The following is a 17,678-nucleotide window of genomic DNA, read 5'->3' as shown; positions in this document are numbered from 1 at the left end:
TCGGCTGCACTTATAGCAATGCGGACTCTTCTGCGAGCAATCGACGCGCGATGATCAACCGCATGATCTCGTTAGTACCTTCCAAAATTTGGTGTACTCGAACATCACGGAAATAGCGCTCCATTGGGTATTCTTTGATGTAACCGTAGCCACCGTAAAGTTGCAGCGCTTGGTCACAGACTTGAAAGCCGACATCGGTTGCAAAGCGTTTTGCCATGGCACAATAAGTCGTGGCGTCTGGGTCACCTCGGTCTAACTTGCTAGCGGCGTAACGTACCAGTTGGCGAGCAGCGACAAGCTCGGTTGCCATGTCTGCCAGTTTGAATTGCAATGCTTGGAATTGAGCTAATGATTTGCCGAACTGTTTACGTTCTTGCATGTACTGCGCCGCTTGATTCAACGCTTGCTGAGCCGTGCCGACCGAACAGGTCGCAATGTTGATGCGTCCACCATCTAAACCTTTCATGGCGAACACAAACCCTTGTCCTTCCTCCCCGAGCAGATGTGATGCGGGAATAGAAACATTGTCGAAAGTCACCGCGCGTGTTGGCTGACTATTCCAGCCCATTTTCGGCTCTTTACGTCCGTAGCTAATGCCGTCTGCATCGGCGGGGACAACAAACGCGGATACACCTTTCGCACCTGCATCGCCCGTTCTCGCCATCACGACTAAAACGTCGGTATCGCCTGCGCCAGAAATAAAGGTTTTGCCACCATTGAGTATGTAGTTATCACCTTGCTTAGTCGCAGAAGTCGTTAGAGACGCGGCGTCCGAACCTGCGTTTGGTTCAGTTAAGCAATAAGATCCGAGAAATTCACCCGTAATGAGTTTTGGGCAGAATGCGTCTTTTACTTCATCGGTCGCAAAGCTCGCGATCATCCAAGTCACCATGTTGTGAATGGTCATAAATGCGGTGGTCGATGTGCACCCCATAGAAAGTTGCTCGAAAATGATAGACGCATCTAACCGGCTTAAGCCCAAACCGCCTTGTTCTTCTGGGGTGTAGAGGCTTAAGAAACCGAGTTCTCCTGCCTCTCGTAGGATGTCTTTGGGGAAGATTTGTTTTTCATCCCACTCTGCTGCCATTGGCGCTAAACGTTCTGCCGCAAACTGCTGAGCCGTGTCGGCAAACATACGTTGATCTTCGTTGAGTTCAAAATCCATATGAGCTCCTTACTTCGTTAGCGCAAGTTAATGGTGAGGTTTGGACCGGTTGGGATATCGTCATCAAACCAACGAGCCGTCACAGTTTTGGTCTCGGTGTAGAAGCGCACCGCTTGTTTGCCGTAGGCGTGCAAATCTCCGTAGAAGCTGCCGCGCCACCCAGTAAACGAGAAGAATGGCAAAGGCACGGGAATCGGCACGTTTACACCTACCTGACCGACTTGAATCTCATGTTGATACTTTCTCGCCGCCGCACCATTTGCAGTGAAGATAGAGGTGCCATTTCCGTATGGGTTGCGATTCACCAGATCTATCGCTTCTTGTAACGTGTCGACCTCAATACACACCAAAACAGGTCCGAAGATTTCTTGGGTGTAAATCGACATCTCGGTGGTGACGCCACTGAATAAGGTTGGACCAACCCAGTTACCCTCTGGGAAGCCTTCCACTTTGCATTGGCTACCATCAAGTTCACACACCGCACCTTGTTGTTTGCCTTCTTCAATCAAACCGAGCACACGCTGTTTTGCTTGTGCGCTGATCAAAGGACCATACGCTGCATTCTCGTCATCCCAGGCACCAGGATGCACTCTCGCCATTTCTTGTTTTAAATCGGCAATCCACTCTTTCGAACTGCCTACAAACACAGCGACAGATATCGCCATGCAACGTTGTCCTGCCGCACCAATCGAAGAGCCAACTAGGTTGTTCACCACTTGGTTTTTGTTCGCATCTGGCATCACTACCATGTGGTTTTTCGCGCCAGCAAAGGCTTGAACACGTTTGAAGTTCTGTGTGCCTGTGGTGTAAATGTATTGCGCTACAGGTACAGAACCAACGAAAGAAACGGCTTGGATATCGGGATGTTTCAGCAACAAGTCGACTTGCTCTTTACGACCGTGCACGATTTGCAGCACACCTTTTGGCGCACCCGCTTCTTCGAACAACTCAGCCAAGCGAATGGACGTGAGAGGCACTTGCTCAGAAGGTTTAAGGACAAAGGTATTTCCGCTCGCAATCGCGATTGGGAACATCCACAAAGGGATCATGGCGGGGAAATTAAATGGCGTAATACCGCAGCACACCCCAAGCGGTTGAATCAGCGAGTAGCTGTCGATATCGGTCGCAACGTTCTCGACGGTTTCTCCCATCATGTTGCTGGCGATATTGGCAGCTTGCTCAACCACTTCGATACCACGCCACACATCCCCTTTTGCATCCGCAAAGATCTTGCCCGTCTCGTGAGACAGCAGCGTCGCCAATTCATCATGATGTTCTTTCAGTAGGTGTTGGTAGCGCAGCATTAAACGCGCACGCTCCGAAACAGCGACATCTTTCCAACAGGTAAAGGTGGCTTTTGCACTCTCAATGGCCGCGTGCATCTCTTCATCCGTTGCGCATGGCAAGCGCGCAATCACGTCATTGGTGGCAGGGTTTGTCACTTCTACCCAATCCGTTGCTTGAGATTCACGAAACTCACCATCGATGAATAAGGGAACCGTGCGAGTCATAATCTAGTCCTTTGTTAACGTTTGTCGTAATTGGAATTAAAGCGGTATCTCGATACCAATAGCAGTGGCTTCACCACCACCGATACACAGTGATGCAACACCTCGCATCACCTTTTTATTGTTGTTGTCGCCATCTACACCAAGCGATTGCAGTTGGCGCAGGCTATGAATGAGGGTCACTAAAATACGAGCTCCACTTGCGCCAATTGGATGCCCAAGCGCACACGCACCGCCTTTGATGTTTACTTTGTCTTTATCGATGCCTAACTGGCGTACCGCGATTTGCGTGACAACGGCGAACGCTTCATTGATCTCCCAAAGATCGACCTCGTCTACTGACCAATCGAGTTGAGATAACAACTGCTCTATTGCAAATACTGGCGCGAGGGTAAATTCGGCGGGCTTTCTGGCGTGGGTTGAGTGCCCTTTGATGATTGCCAATGGCGCTAAGCCTTGATGCTGTGCTACCTGCGAGTCCATTAACACTAGGGCAGCTGCGCCATCGGATATCGCACTTGAGTTTGCAGCTGTCACCGAGCCGTTTTTATCAAAAGCAGGTTTGAGTTGAGGGATCTTGTCGAGCTTGATGGAGCGTGGATGCTCGTCATAATCCAATGTTGAAGTGCTATAACGAGTCGTGATTTCTATCGGCGAGATTTCATCGTCAAACAGACGCTGCTCTTGCGCTTCCAATGCTCTTGTCGCGGATAGGATCGCCCATTCATCCATTTGTTCACGGGTAAACTCAGAACGGTCAGCCGTTTGCTGCGCGTAAACTCCCATCAAATGCCCTTCATACGCATCTTGAAGACCGTCGAGAAACATATGGTCGTGAGTAGATTGGTGACCCATTCGCATGCCGTTACGTGCTTCTTTAAGCAGGTACGGCGCATTAGTCATGCTTTCCATACCACCAGCAATGACACTGCGAATGCTGCCCGCTTTGATAAGATCGTGAGCTAACATGACGCTTTTCATGCCAGAGCCACACACTTTGTTGATGGTGGTACAGCCTGTCGTCAGTGGAAGATCTGCACCTAGCGCTGCTTGTCTGGCTGGTGCTTGTCCGCACCCCGCAGGTAATACGCAGCCCATATAGACTTCGTCGACTTCGCTAACGCCGCTCGCATCCATTGCCGCTTTGATAGCAAATGCCCCTAATTGAGGCGCTGAATAACCTTGTAGCTGACCTTGAAAGCGCCCAATTGGCGTTCGCTTTGCACTGACAATCCAGATGTCGTTTCCCATGATCTCGTCCCTTCTGACGATAATTCACAGTTCACGAACTCATCCCTCACACCTGCTACCACGGAGCTTTCACACAGAATGTGGTGTCACTCCAGCCTCTCATAAAACGATGAATTTTCGCACTGTGATTTCTTGACGTTTACGTAAGCATAGCACTAACATTTACGTTAACGTAAAGAAACACATTAATAACAACACAAATTTACTCTCATGCTTTTAGCTAGCCCGTTTAGTTCAAGGCTTGAAGGGATTTTAAGAAGCCAAAACTATTCATTAGAGGGAAAAACCGAGTGGATAAATTCAAGATAAGTGACCTCGCCAAAGAGTTCGACATCACGACCCGAAGCATTCGTTTTTATGAGGATGTCGGGCTGATAGAGCCGGAACGAAAAGGCAACATTCGCGTATACCAACGCAGAGATAAGATCCGCCTCAAGCTGATTTTACGTGGCAAGCGATTGGGCTTTTCACTTGCAGAAATTCGAGAATTGTTCGAGCTATACGATACCCAACAAAGCGATGGACAGCTGCTTAAAATGCTAACCATCATTGATGAAAAACAAGCGCACTTACAGCAGCAACTGGATGATATTAGCGTTGTAATGAACGAGCTAGAAACCGCCAAAGAGCGATGCAAGCAAGCGCTAAGCGACAATAAAGCTAACAGCCAATAACTACAAACTTATAACGACTAAAACAAGAATAACCATAATTTCCAAGCCCAAGCAGTGTAACTCGAACCTTATCCGTACTAACAACCGCAGTACTTTCAACAGGGAAATGTTATGAAAAGCAGCTACACCCCACTCAACTTTGGGCTTGGTGAAACCATCGATATGCTCCGAGACCACGTCAACGCGTTTGCCACCGAGCATATCGCCCCCATCGCCGCAGATATCGACCGAGATAACCAATTCCCCAATCATCTGTGGTCCAAGTTCGGTGAAATGGGCTTGCTTGGCGTAACCGTCGACGAAGAGTTTGGCGGTGCAGGCATGGGCTATCTTGCTCATGTTGTTGCGATGGAAGAGATCAGCCGAGCTTCGGCGTCTGTCGCACTCAGTTACGGCGCACATTCCAACCTTTGTGTTAACCAAATCTTTCGCAATGGCTCCCCTGCTCAACGAGAAAAGTACCTACCTAAGCTCATTGATGGTTCTCACGTCGGTGCATTGGCCATGAGTGAGCCGAACTCAGGTTCTGATGTGGTTAGTATGCAGCTACGAGCTGAAGACAAAGGTGACTACTTTCTGATGAACGGCAACAAAATGTGGATCACCAACGGACCTGATGCCGATACCTTAGTAGTTTACGCAAAGACCGATCCCAGTGGCGGGTCTCGCGGCATCACCGCTTTCATTATTGAGCGGGATTTTGAAGGCTTTAGCCATGCGCAAAAGCTCGACAAACTTGGTATGCGCGGCTCCAACACCTGTGAATTGGTGTTCCAAGATTGTGTCGTGCCAAAAGAGAATGTGTTAGGCGAGTTAAACCGTGGTGTCGAAGTGTTGATGAGCGGTTTGGATTACGAACGCGTGGTATTAGCAGCCGGTCCACTTGGCATCATGCAAGCCTGTATGGACGAAGTGGTTCCGTATGTTCATGACCGCAAACAGTTCGGCAAATCCATCGGTGAATTCCAACTAGTGCAAGGAAAGCTCGCTGACATGTATTCACGAATGAACGCTGCCAAAGCTTATGTTTATACGGTCGCTTCCGCCTGTGACCGAGGTGAATGCACGCGTAAAGATGCCGCTGGCGTGATCCTTTACAGCGCCGAACTTGCCACACAAATGTCGCTCGATGCTATTCAACTTTTAGGCGGCAATGGCTACATCAACGAATACGCGACCGGACGTTTACTACGCGACGCCAAACTGTATGAGATTGGCGCTGGCACTTCTGAAATTCGCCGCATGCTGATTGGACGAGAGTTGTTCGAAGAGTCTCGCTAACCCACCGACGAGGAAGTCAACATGGCAATCATTAAAAGTAAAACCAAGCCAACCGACGAGCTATTTTTGTCGAATAAAGCGGTCATGACCGAGTTGGTGAACAACCTCAATGCCAATATCAAAGCCATCAAACAAGGTGGCGGACAGAAAGCCATTGATCGCCAACGCCTGAAAGGAAAACTGCCCGTTCGTGAACGTGTTATGAACCTTTTGGATGAAGGCAGCGAGTTTCTTGAAGTCGGACAATTCGCCGCGTGGAACGTCTACGAAGAATCAATTCCATGCGCAGGTGTCGTCGCGGGCATTGGCACCATTAAAGGCATTCAATGCATGGTGATCGCCAACGATCCTTCCGTCAAAGGCGGCACCTACTATCCACTCACGGTTAAAAAGCATCTGCGTGCGCAAGAGATCGCTCAACGTTGCCAGCTACCTTGCGTCTATCTGGTGGACTCTGGTGGCGCGAACCTTCCTCATCAAGCCGAAGTCTTTCCTGATAAAGAGCACTTTGGGCGTATCTTCTTCAACCAAGCCAGAATGTCGGCGCAAGGCATTCCTCAAGTCGCGGTTGTAATGGGGCTGTGTACCGCAGGCGGCGCTTATGTACCTGCGATGGCAGACGTTTCCATCATGGTCAAAGAGCAAGGCACCATCTTCTTAGCAGGTCCCCCGCTGGTAAAAGCCGCAACGGGTGAAATTGTCACCGATGAAGAGCTAGGCGGTGCCGATGTGCACTGTCGCAAGTCTGGCGTTGCCGATTACTATGCAGAAAATGACCAGCACGCATTGCAGCTGGCGCGCGAAGCCATCTCAAATACCAATCAATCACTCCCCTCCCAAAGCGACAAAACCGTCTTGCCACCGCGTTACGACGCCGAAGAGATTTACGGCATCGTCAATGCAAACCTTCGCTTGTCTTTTGATGTTCGAGAGATCATCGCTCGCGTGGTCGACGACTCAGACTTCGATGAATTCAAGGCACTTTATGGCAAGACTTTAGTGTGTGGTTTCGCTCGAATCCACGGCAATTTGATTGGCATTGTGGCAAACAACGGCATCTTGTTTTCAGAGTCCTCACAGAAAGGCGCACACTTTATTGAGCTGTGTGCCAAACGCAAAATTCCCCTACTCTTTTTGCAAAACATCACTGGTTTTATGGTGGGCAAAAAGCTTGAAGCGGAAGGCATTGCCAAACACGGCGCGAAACTGGTGATGGCAGTCGCCTGTGCGGACGTACCCAAGTTCACCGTGATTATTGGCGGCTCTTACGGCGCAGGCAACTACGGCATGTGCGGTCGTGCTTATGACCCAACCATGATGTGGATGTGGCCGAACGCGCGAATCTCGGTAATGGGCGGAGAACAAGCCGCGGGCGTGCTCACTCAAGTACGGCGAGAAGTGAAAAAGCGCCAAGGTGAAGACTGGCCAGAACCAGAAGAAAGTGCATTCCGAGATTCTATCGTAGACTTGTATGAGTCTCAGGGGCATCCCTACTACGCCAGCGCACGTTTATGGGATGACGGAATCATCGACCCGAAAGAGACACGTCAAGTATTGGCTCAAGCCTTAAAAGCCGCGCTCAATGCGCCAATTCCTGACAGCAACTTTGGCATATTCAGAATGTAGAAATGTATAGAAGAAAGGACGTCACATGCAGGATCATCAACCGAGCATCATCCCCAATACCCAACGACAAGATGAAGTACTTTGGAACGTCGATGAATTCGGCGTGGCAACGCTTACGCTCAATCGCACAGAGAAGCACAATGCGTTTGATGCCTGCATGATTGACTTGCTGATCCACAGGCTGGATTACCTCGCTCTGCGCACCGATGTTAGATGCTTGGTGCTTCGAGGAAACGGCAAACATTTCTCCTCTGGGGCTGATTTGAATTGGATGAAATCCATGGCAAGTAGCACCAGAAAACAAAACCTAGAAGACGCGCAGAACCTTGCACGCCTGATGCATACACTGGACGCTTTCCCTCAGCCTACTATTGCTGTTGTGCAAGGTTCCGCTTTTGGTGGCGCATTGGGCTTGATCTGTTGTTGTGATATCGCCATCGCAGCGGAGAATGCGAACTTCTGCTTGAGTGAAGTCAAACTGGGGCTGGTTCCCGCAACCATCTCTCCTTATGTCATGCGAGCAATGGGTAACCGTCAAGCTCGTCGTTACATACTCAGCGCCGAAGTAATTAACGCTGACAAAGCAGAAAAGTTTGGCATTGTGCATGAGGTTCATAAGCTGGATAAAATCGAAGCCGTAGTAGAAAGCTTGATTGATTCTTTGCTGCTCAATAGCCCAGATGCGATGCGAAAAGCCAAAGCCTTGTGCCATCAATGTCACCAAAATCCGATTGATGGTCAGCTTATCCAATACACGAGCCAACTTATCGCCGACATTCGCGTATCGCCGCAAGGACAAGATGGCTTACAAGCCTTTCTGGAGAAACGAGAACCGGGTTGGATAAACAAACCAGCTAAGGGCAAGAAATGAATTTGCCAAACAAGGTAAACATTGTCGAAGTAGGTGCGAGAGACGGTCTGCAAAACGAATCACCGGTGTCCACGCAAGCCAAGATCCGCTTAATCGACCTGCTCTCGGATACAGGACTCACCCATATTGAGGCAGGATCTTTTGTGTCGCCTAAATGGGTACCTCAAATGGCGGATTCACTCGATGTGATGAGGAAAATCACCCGCCGCCACAACGTCATCTACTCAGCACTAACGCCTAATGTGCAAGGCTTTGAAAAGGCACTAGAAGCCGGCGCTACCCAAGTCGCGATCTTCACCTCCTCATCGGAGGGCTTTTGCCAACACAACATCAATTGCTCGATTGCAGCTAGTCTTACCCGCTTTGAACCTGTAATGGAATTGGCAGCAAAGCATAACATTCCCGTTCGGGGTTACTTATCTTGCGTTGCAGACTGCCCTTACGACGGAATAACCAAACCCGAACAAGTCGCAAGGGTTGCTAACCTGCTAATGGAATTAGGCTGCTACGAGGTTTCACTTGGAGACACCATAGGTACAGGCACGCCGATACGCATCGCTAAAATGTTAGAAGCTGTGCAAGTAAAAGTCCCAACCGACAAGCTTGCGGTGCATTTTCACGACACATGGGGACAAGCATTGGCGAATATCTACCAAGCCTTAACGATGGGCATCAATACCATCGATAGCAGTGTGGCTGGGCTTGGTGGCTGCCCTTATGCTCATGGCGCGTCAGGTAATGTTGCTACCGAAGATGTGCTCTACCTTTGCCAAGGCTTAGGAATCGAGACCGGAGTAGATTTGGAGTTGCTTGCCAAAGCAGGATGGATGATCAGCGAAGAGTTAAACCGCCAGTCTACCTCAAAAGTCTCGCTGGCGTTAAAGCAGCGTTAGATCTCGTAATTCGCTTTGATACCGATATCGAAATGCAGCGGCATACGCCATTTAGCAAAAGACAGGAAGCCCATGACTAATCCAGCCAACAACATAGTAATGGCAGCAAGGATTGGAAGGTTAAACCATAATGCAAACGTTGCTACAGCGAGAAACGCGGGCACCATCTTCAAGCCTGGCACTTTAAAGCAAAAAGACTCTTTAAGCGCAATACCCGAAAAGGTCACAAAGATAAAGCCAAGCCCTAACCAAGTGCGCTGAAACTCCAAGTCACTCACCATCAATACCAAGCCAATCCAAGACGCCCAACTGATCACGGCTCGTACGTGTTTACTGTAAACATGTACGTTCGCGGCAGATAACGCACCAGCCACACAAAGCGCAATGACTGAGGTTTGGTAAACCAATGGTGAACTAGAAATCGCACCAGAGATAAGAACCGAAAAAACAAGCAGCGCCATAGCAAACAAAGTAATACCAAAGCGATACAAGCACACGCTGATTTTATCGAGTGAATCCAGCGTCTCTCGATGTTCTGTGTTTGCCATGGAAAGCATCCTGCCTAGAAATGAAAAGGAACAAAAAGCCAACGAGGGTGAAATCGTTGGCTCTATAAACTGTATTACGCCCGTTTTGGAAAGCGGAGTTTACCGCCAGTTCGGTAGATCACCAAAGAGAATAAGATAAGTGCGCAGCCGACAAGTTTATTAGAGGTCAGCACTTCGCCATACCAAATCACACTTAGAATTACAGTCCACACGGGTTCAAGGATCATAATCAGTGCAGCGTTACCCGCTTGGACAAACTTTTGCCCCATGGTTTGCATCACGTAACGCAAACTGGTTGCCAAAAGCGTGCTCAACGCAAACCAAATCCAAATTGATGTGCTTACCTCTGCCGGCACCGTTTCCACCAACGATGAAATCAGCAAACCAATCAAACCCGTGACGAACAGTTGGATACACGTTAGCAACAACACAGGCAATTTTTGCGAATACTTGCTGTTTACGTTGAAGTGCAGAGCGAGCATCAAAGCCGCGCCCAAGAACCAAAGCTGGCTGCTAGACTGTTGCCAACCACCAGCCAAAGACAAACATCCTAGGCCAAGAATCGCGATCGGCAGTGACACCCAAAAAATTCGTTGAGGTCTTTGACGAAACATAATCCACGCGACAATGGGCACGAACAGCATCGATAGGCTCATGATGAATGCACCCTCACCTAGCGTGTCACTGATTGAAATCGCGTAGATCCAACACATCAATGCGCCACCCAAAAGCACTCCCACGCCTGCCGCGGCAAAAATATCTTTCTTATTGGCAGCACGAAGCGGTTTGATGCACAGAGGCAACAAACACAATGACGCGATGGTGAATCGCAGACCGATAAATCCGAATGGTGGGAGACCTTGAATGGTTTCTTTGGAGAAGATCCACCCTAATGCCGCGATCATCGTAGTAGCGACGAGCACGAATGCAGCTTTGCGTTCTGAGTTAAGCATAATTACTCACAAAAAAAGACCCTACGAGGGATTCGTCAGGGGTTTATTTATCATTGATTTTAATGCGTGATAGCTAGTTATATTTGCATCGCAAATGCTGACAGGATGTGTAATTAGATTGGAGGAAGTTAACGTTTGCGAAACGCTCACAGTATACATTGTGACATGCTTCTCATCGAGTAAATTGCTGTGAAATCCCTTCATTATTTTTGTGGTTAATGTGGTTAACGAAAGCGCTCACAATCAGGTTTTAGCTCAAATAATATACGGAATAATCTCATCATCTGTTGGTGTTCAAAATGCTAAAATCGAAACACAGTAGAACAGACGACAGGAGGTGCTTTATGAGACACTCAACCGTACTCTTTTTCATTCTGATCGCCCTACTTATTCTCGCGCCAATGGTGCTTGGTTCGTTGTTTAATCTTGTCTCTTCATTACGCATCGGAAGCATCGAGGCGGACCCAATTTCCGTCACTCATATCTACGACATGATGATGTACCGCGGACGTTAGTTTGTTTTTATAACTCTCTCTTTCACAACCGCTCTTGCCTCAAATCATGAGCGGTTTTCAATTTCACGCCTTCTTTCCAAAACCGCCGCTTAACGCTTCTAATTCAATAAAACTCACCACTTTCCACATGTGTATCGCTAAGCGATTCTTTTCACATTAGTTTTATTGAGATTGATTTTGTCCAATCCACAAGCCTCACACGTATTAGTAATTAAATTCACAACTAAATCGGCTCATACGTAGCGATATCGCCAGTACCTGCTTACTCTTTAACCTACAACTATAAAAAATACGCCAGTGCATTCACGCCACCAATAACAGTGAAAATCTGGAATATCAGTGCCCAAGTTAGTGAAACACGCATTCAAATTACTAGGGAACCAGTGATGAGATTAAAGAACACCCAAAACATGAGCGCAGCTTTGAGGACGGCTCTCGTTGCCGCTGTGTGCTTCTCTCCCCTCACCTTTGCTGTAGAAGGTGATGAGCAATTCGAAGTCGGCAAAGAAAAAGCGAAAGTTTGTATGACTTGCCATGGTGTCGATGGCATATCGACCATTGATGCATACCCAAACTTACGCGGCCAGAATAAAACCTATTTGATTTCTTCCCTCAAGGATTACAAAGCAAGGGAGCGAACCAGTGGTCTCGCGGTGCTGATGCAACAGCAGGCCGACGCCCTTTCTGATCAAGACATTGAAGACATTGCCCACTATTACTCTCAGCTAGGCAAAGAAGCTCAACCTTAAACGAGGAGCGTTCTTATGGAACAAGCAGCAACTCAATACAACACCAAAGTTGTGAAGTATTTTGTGTTGGCATCGTTAGTTTGGGCTATCGTCGGGATGATCATTGGTGTGATCCTCGCGGCACAGTTGTATTGGCCAGTACTTAACTTCGATTCTCAATACTTCCAATTCGGTCGACTCAGACCGCTACACACTTCCGGAGTGATCTACGGCTTTGTAGTCAACATTTTGATGGGTACCTCTCTCTACATCGCTCAACGCACCGGACGCTGTAATCTCTTTAACCAAAGCTTGTCTTGGATGGTTTTCTGGGGTTGGCAACTGGTACTCTTTTTGGCGTTAATCAGTTTGCCCGCAGGCTACACCACATCAAAAGAGTACGCTGAGCTAGAGTGGCCAATCGACCTATTGATCGTCTTAGTCTGGGTGCTTTACGCCGTGTTGTTCTTTGGCACGATTGCAAAGCGGAAAGTTGACCATATCTTCGTCGCCAACTGGTTCTTCGCCGCCTTTATCATAGTGATAGCGATGATCTTTATCGTGAACAATCTGGCTATGCCCGTCTCTTTGATGAAGTCCTATTCCGTCTTTGCCGGAGCGCAAGACGCCATTGTGCAATGGTGGTGGGGTCACAACGCAGTGGGCTTCCTACTGACTGCTGGTGTGATTGGTATGAACTATTACTTCATACCAAAAGCCGCAGACCGCCCTATTTACTCTTACCGTTTGTCTGTCATCCACTTTTGGGGGTTGGTTGGCTTTTACACTTGGGCAGGTACCCACCATTTAGTTTATTCATCGGTACCTATTTGGGTGCAAAACATCGGCATCATCATGTCACTCATCCTTTGGCTCCCATCTTGGGCTGGCGCTTTCAACAGTGCGATGACGCTGCTTCAAAACAAAGAGAAGCTCAAGTCTGATTACATTTGCTTGTTCTTCTTCTCGGCCATTCTTTACTACTGCTTGGCTACATTTGAAGGGCCTCTACTGGCAATTCGCTGGTTCAATATGCTCGCGCACAACACTGAGTGGGTAATCGGCCACGTTCATTCCGGCGCATTAGGTTGGGTAGGCATGTCTGGCATTGCGGTGTTCTACTACTTCATCCCTCGTTTATGGAACAAAACCGAGTTGTGGTCGAAGCGTTTGATCAAGTGGCACTTCTGGCTCGCTCATGCTGGTGTTGCGATATACGCCATCGCGCTATGGGTTGCTGGCATTGGCGAAGGCTACATGTGGCTAACTCAGAACGAGAATGGCGAACTGGTTTACAGCTTTATTGAAGCCATGAACTTCAAAGCACCATGGTTGTTCCTACGGTTCTTTGGGGGAGCACTCTTTGTACTTGGCTTATTCCTGATGGCATTCAACTTGTACAAAACCGTGCGTTCTCCATCGGTGTTAGTGGCAAAGGAGGCATAAGATGAGCAAAGACTTTACTCACTCAGTGGTCATCTTGATCATCACTACGGTGGTTGTGGCCTCCTTCTCACTCGCGGTTTGGGTTGTGCCGAATATTCTTCGCACCGACGATATCGCCAAAGGCAGTTTAGCCAAGCCTTTAACCGCCATTGAGCTTGCTGGTCGCGATATCTACATCAGTGAAGGGTGTCATGTCTGTCACACGCAGATGGTTCGTCCTCTAGAGCCTGAAACCAAACGCAACGGTCGTGCAAACAAAGAGTCAGATGACATTTATGAATTCCCTAACCTATGGGGTTCAAAACGTACAGGTCCGGACTTAACTAACCTTGGCCGTAAATACTCTGACCAATGGCATGTATTGCATCTCATCGATCCTCGTCAGGTCATTCCAACGTCCATAATGCCGGCCTACCCTTGGCTGTTCGAACAAACACTCTCGGGCGATGCAATTGGCGACAAGATGGAAACATTACGCACATTAGGTGTTCCATACACAGACCAAGAAATTTCCGACGCGCGCTTACAAGTTCGCGGTAAAACCAAAGGCGAAGCGCTGATCCGTTATCTCCAAAGCCTTGGTCAAGATACAGCACAGGAGGTGGCACCATGAGCACATTCTGGAACTGGTGGGCCGTTGCCTGCACTATAATCTTCTTTGTCCTAATGGTGGGCGTTATCGTCAAGTATTGGCGTAGCAACCACAAAGCGGACCAAGACCACACCATAGCCTCTTTTGATGGGATAGATGAAAAGGACGCACCACCACCTAAGCTACTCTTCGTTAGTTACGCTGTCGCGTTTTTGCTCTCCGCAGGCTATTTGGTTCTGTATCCGGGACTTGGTGAATGGAAAGGCTTGGCGAATTATGACCAAGCGGACGACAAACTTAGCTCGCCATCAACCACACTCGACCAGCAATTTAGCCAAGTAACCGACACCTCTTTGGCGGCACTTGCACAAGATGCCGATATTGTCCGTAGCGGTCGTATGTTATTTCAAACCCATTGCGCAGCCTGCCATAGAGATAACGCACAAGGGCAAAAACACTTCCCTAACCTTATCGACAAAGAATGGATGTACGGCGGAGATGATGAGGCCATCATTCATTCCATCGCGAAAGGCCGTAACGGTGCGATGCCCGGCTGGGTTGAGGTGATGAGAAAAGATGAAGTGGACAAGATTTCTTACTATCTTGCGTCGCTCAATCAACGCCACAGCAACGTGCCTGAAGTGAAGATCGAATTGGGTAAAAACCTATTCGCTCAATACTGTTCTTCTTGTCACGGCGATGGCTCACTTGCCAATCAACAAACTGGTGTTCCAGATTTATCAGACAGTGTATGGCTTCATGGTGGCAGTATTGAAGAGATTCAACACACCATCAATTACGGTTTAAATAACTTGATGCCAGCGTTTGAAAACCAACTCTCAGAACACGAAATCCTGGCGATTGGTGCCTACATCCGCAAGGCTGGCGAAGAGGAAGAGCAGAAACTCGCAGCACTTAACGCTCAATCTGTCGAGCGTGGTGAATATCTCGCGCACGCGGGGGATTGTGTGGCTTGTCACAGTGCAGAAGGTGGTGAACCTTTTGCCGGCGGTCTACCGTTTGTCACACCATTTGGCACCATCTATTCGACCAATATTACTCCTCACGCCAGTGAAGGGATTGGTGAATACGATTACGACAACTTTCGTGATGCTCTGGTACACGGTAAAGGCAAACATGGTTACTTGTACCCTGCGATGCCTTACACCTCTTATCAATACCTCACGGAACAGGATATGACGGATTTGTGGGAGTACATGCAGTCTATCCCTGCCGTGGCCCGTCGTAACGATGAAAACCACATGATGTTCCCATCGAACATTCGTCTTGGTCTCCTTGGCTGGAACATTGTCTTTATGGACACCGATCCTATCGACTACAGCCTACCTTCAGAGCTTGAGGGTACGGTGGATGACGTAGAGAAGTGGCAGAAAGGCAAATACTGGGTTGCAGGCTTAGGACACTGCTCAGAGTGCCATACGCCGCGTAATATTGCGCAAGCATTGATTCCTGAGCGCATCTTCCAAGGTAACTTGATAGACGGCTGGAATGCACCTGACATTACGTCTACGGAGCTGTACGTGGGCGGTTGGGATGAAAAGACACTCACCGACTTCTTGCACACAGGTCATTCAGACAAAGGCACTGCTTTCGCTGGGATGGCTGACGTGGTCAAGAACAGTTTGAGCTTAATGACTCGTGAAGATGTTGAATCCATGTCCTACTATCTGCTCAATGGTGATGTAAACAACTTCATTGCCGCAGATGCTGTTCCTTTGGAGCCTAAAGGGTTTGATGAAGCGGCTTATCAAGAGCCAATCTATGCCACCTACAAGAAAACATGTGGAGCATGCCATGGTAACGATGGTAAAGGGCGAGATCCAATAGCACCAACGCTCCTGAACAACGGCATCATCATGCACAGTGACCCGTTCAACACTATTGCGGTAACCGTACGTGGCCTACAGCCAACTTACATCGACCCAGAGCGCAACTTCATGCCAATGGCAAGTTTTGAGGACATCCTCTCTGACGCTCGATTGGCAGAGTTGATTACCTTTGTGCGTAAACACCTTGGTGACCAGCAAACACCAGTCACAGCTGCTGATGTTCGTGATGTGAGGGAAACTTTGGAGGAAGCGGGTTACGCAGGCGGTCTACACACCACACCGGAAATGTACGACAGACGCGACAATAACATACACATCAAGTAACACAGCACCGAAAGAACGTGTTGTTTCGTTAAACATAAAAAAAGCCCTTTCCAACCGGAAAGGGCTTTGACTTAGTTCCCAAAATTTTTGCCGTTTTACAGCAGTTCCACCGACTGTTGAGCGATAACCCACTCTTCATTGGTAGGAATAACTAGCGCTTTCGCACCAAGCAACTCAGATGTAGCAACAACACCTGCGTTACCAAATCGAGCGTCTTCGTTACCTTTCACATCTTCAACGAAACCTAGAAGTTTAAGGTTCTTCAGGATTTCACTACGGATTGGCATTGAGTTTTCGCCGATGCCGCCTGTGAAGATGATGCCGTCGAATGAATCAAGAGCAGCAAGGTAAGACGCAATGTATTTAGACACACGGTAAGTAAATACTTGGAATGCTAGAGTTGCACCTTCGTGACCCTCTTCCATCGCTTCCAAAATACCGCGTGCATCGCTTGTTAGGCCAGAAACGCCTAAGAAGCCAGAAGCTTTGTTCAAAGAGTTGAACACTTTCTCTTGAGACCAACCTTTCTTAAGAAGGTACTCAATGATGCCTGGGTCAAGGTCGCCACAACGTGTGCCCATCATTAGGCCAGACAGAGGCGTGAAGCCCATTGACGTATCAACAGACTCGCCGTTGTTAATTGCACAAACAGAAGCACCATTACCTAAGTGAACAGAAATGAAGCTAGATTCTTCCACTGGCTTGTTAATCATCTTCGCAGCTTCGCGGCTTACGAAGTAGTGGCTAGTGCCGTGGAAACCGTAACGACGTACGCCGAAATCAGTGTAAAGTTCTTTCGCGATAGCACCAGTGAATGCGCGTTGAGGCATTGTTTGGTGGAATGCGGTGTCAAATACAGCAAACTGAGGAAGGCTTGGAAACGCTTCGATAGCAGCGCGAATACCGATAGCACCTGCAGGGTTATGTAGTGGAGCAAGATCTGCAAGTTTTTCGATTTCAGCCGTTACTTCTTCAGTAATGCGAACAGTTTGTGTGAACTTCTCACCACCGTGAACGATACGGTGACCTACAGCCACGATGTCTTGAGCCAGACCTAACTCTTCGGTTAAACCTACCAGCTTACCAATAGCGATCTTGTGATGGCTATCGTCGCCTTCGATTGCGACTTCCTTTTTCTCACCGTTGAATTTCCAGCTCATACGAGCGTCTGATAGACCAAAGCATTCGCCCAGACCACTTAGCACAGCATCGCCAGATTGAGAGTCGATTACTGCAAATTTTAGTGATGAGCTACCAGAGTTGATCACCAGTACAAACGAATTAGACATGAAATAGTTTCCTGTTGTGGAGCAGAGGTTGTAATTGCGCTTCCGCGCTGCGTACTTCTTGTTTGTGCATTCTATTATTCAATAATTTTTTAATCTTTCAACTATCTTTTAGCGTTAGTTGTTCGTTTGCGTAATTTTTGTTGATCTATCGCAAGTTTAAAATT

The 17,678-nt window shown here is 48.3% G+C and carries 16 protein-coding genes; 10 read left to right on the top strand and 6 right to left on the bottom strand.

What is annotated here, in order from left to right:
- Positions 1 to 10: 10 nt before the first annotated feature.
- From KIT90_RS19365 to KIT90_RS19355, 3 genes are read right to left on the bottom strand one after another with little or no spacing between them, the layout of a single operon-like run.
- Positions 11 to 1,165 (bottom strand): acyl-CoA dehydrogenase family protein, encoded by a 1,155-nt coding sequence (locus tag KIT90_RS19365; RefSeq protein ID WP_285378117.1) that lies wholly within the window; start codon positions 1,163 to 1,165, stop codon positions 11 to 13.
- 17 nt (positions 1,166 to 1,182) lie between these two features.
- The gene (locus KIT90_RS19360) at positions 1,183 to 2,676 is read right to left on the bottom strand and encodes a CoA-acylating methylmalonate-semialdehyde dehydrogenase (protein ID WP_285378116.1); all 1,494 of its coding nucleotides are present in this window, start codon (positions 2,674 to 2,676) and stop codon (positions 1,183 to 1,185) included.
- Positions 2,677 to 2,712: 36 nt separating this feature from the next.
- Complete coding sequence (locus tag KIT90_RS19355; RefSeq protein ID WP_285378114.1) at positions 2,713 to 3,924, bottom strand: thiolase family protein; 1,212 nt, start codon at positions 3,922 to 3,924, stop codon at positions 2,713 to 2,715.
- Between the two features lie 290 nt (positions 3,925 to 4,214).
- Here KIT90_RS19355 and KIT90_RS19350 point away from each other — a divergent pair, with 290 nt between their 5' ends.
- The 5 genes from KIT90_RS19350 (at position 4,215) to KIT90_RS19330 (ending at position 9,269) form a co-directional block, all read left to right on the top strand.
- Positions 4,215 to 4,598, top strand: coding sequence for a MerR family DNA-binding transcriptional regulator (locus KIT90_RS19350; protein WP_005440681.1), 384 nt, complete (start codon positions 4,215 to 4,217; stop codon positions 4,596 to 4,598).
- Between the two features lie 111 nt (positions 4,599 to 4,709).
- Positions 4,710 to 5,879 carry an isovaleryl-CoA dehydrogenase gene (locus tag KIT90_RS19345; RefSeq protein WP_285378113.1) on the top strand — a complete coding sequence of 390 codons (1,170 nt, stop codon included), beginning with the start codon at positions 4,710 to 4,712 and terminating at the stop codon, positions 5,877 to 5,879.
- A 21-nt stretch (positions 5,880 to 5,900) separates the two neighbouring features.
- Positions 5,901 to 7,505 carry a carboxyl transferase domain-containing protein gene (locus KIT90_RS19340; RefSeq protein WP_285378112.1) on the top strand — a complete coding sequence of 535 codons (1,605 nt, stop codon included), beginning with the start codon at positions 5,901 to 5,903 and terminating at the stop codon, positions 7,503 to 7,505.
- A 25-nt stretch (positions 7,506 to 7,530) separates the two neighbouring features.
- Positions 7,531 to 8,376, top strand: coding sequence for an enoyl-CoA hydratase-related protein (locus KIT90_RS19335; protein WP_009704661.1), 846 nt, complete (start codon positions 7,531 to 7,533; stop codon positions 8,374 to 8,376).
- Positions 8,373 to 9,269: a hydroxymethylglutaryl-CoA lyase gene (locus tag KIT90_RS19330; protein ID WP_285378111.1), complete on the top strand. Its 897-nt coding sequence runs from the start codon at positions 8,373 to 8,375 to the stop codon at positions 9,267 to 9,269. Before KIT90_RS19335 ends, KIT90_RS19330 begins: the two co-directional genes overlap by 4 nt.
- On the opposite strand, the gene KIT90_RS19325 is transcribed toward KIT90_RS19330, so the two are convergent.
- Positions 9,266 to 9,817 carry a DUF2301 domain-containing membrane protein gene (locus KIT90_RS19325; RefSeq protein WP_285378109.1) on the bottom strand — a complete coding sequence of 184 codons (552 nt, stop codon included), beginning with the start codon at positions 9,815 to 9,817 and terminating at the stop codon, positions 9,266 to 9,268. The two genes, KIT90_RS19330 and KIT90_RS19325, sit on opposite strands and share 4 nt — an antisense overlap.
- 74 nt (positions 9,818 to 9,891) lie before the next feature.
- Positions 9,892 to 10,770 (bottom strand): DMT family transporter, encoded by an 879-nt coding sequence (locus KIT90_RS19320; RefSeq protein WP_039839619.1) that lies wholly within the window; start codon positions 10,768 to 10,770, stop codon positions 9,892 to 9,894.
- Positions 10,771 to 11,114: 344 nt separating this feature from the next.
- Between KIT90_RS19320 and KIT90_RS19315 the strand changes: the two genes are divergently transcribed.
- From KIT90_RS19315 to KIT90_RS19295, 5 genes are all read left to right on the top strand, one after another.
- Positions 11,115 to 11,285, top strand: coding sequence for a hypothetical protein (locus tag KIT90_RS19315; RefSeq protein ID WP_199458545.1), 171 nt, complete (start codon positions 11,115 to 11,117; stop codon positions 11,283 to 11,285).
- A 386-nt stretch (positions 11,286 to 11,671) separates the two neighbouring features.
- The gene (locus tag KIT90_RS19310; protein WP_264406371.1) at positions 11,672 to 12,034 is read left to right on the top strand and encodes a cytochrome c; all 363 of its coding nucleotides are present in this window, start codon (positions 11,672 to 11,674) and stop codon (positions 12,032 to 12,034) included.
- A gap of 15 nt (positions 12,035 to 12,049) precedes the next feature.
- Positions 12,050 to 13,459, top strand: coding sequence for a cytochrome-c oxidase, cbb3-type subunit I (gene ccoN, locus KIT90_RS19305; RefSeq protein WP_005440667.1), 1,410 nt, complete (start codon positions 12,050 to 12,052; stop codon positions 13,457 to 13,459).
- Between the two features lies 1 nt (position 13,460).
- Positions 13,461 to 14,072, top strand: a complete 612-nt coding sequence (locus KIT90_RS19300) for a cbb3-type cytochrome c oxidase subunit II (RefSeq protein WP_005440665.1) — start codon at positions 13,461 to 13,463, stop codon at positions 14,070 to 14,072.
- Positions 14,069 to 16,225, top strand: coding sequence for a c-type cytochrome (locus KIT90_RS19295; protein ID WP_285378103.1), 2,157 nt, complete (start codon positions 14,069 to 14,071; stop codon positions 16,223 to 16,225). The genes KIT90_RS19300 and KIT90_RS19295 overlap by 4 nt, the downstream gene beginning before the upstream one ends.
- Positions 16,226 to 16,320: 95 nt before the next feature.
- Here the strand turns inward: KIT90_RS19295 and KIT90_RS19290 are convergent, their stop codons facing one another.
- Positions 16,321 to 17,514: an acetate/propionate family kinase gene (locus KIT90_RS19290; protein WP_005440661.1), complete on the bottom strand. Its 1,194-nt coding sequence runs from the start codon at positions 17,512 to 17,514 to the stop codon at positions 16,321 to 16,323.
- Between the last annotated feature and the right edge of the window lie 164 nt (positions 17,515 to 17,678).

It is taken from the genome of Vibrio sp. B172a, from assembly GCF_030248355.1.
GTDB lineage: Bacteria > Pseudomonadota > Gammaproteobacteria > Enterobacterales > Vibrionaceae > Vibrio > Vibrio owensii.
Note: the sequence above shows the minus strand (reverse complement) of the source record. Positions and strands in the feature narration are given on the sequence as shown.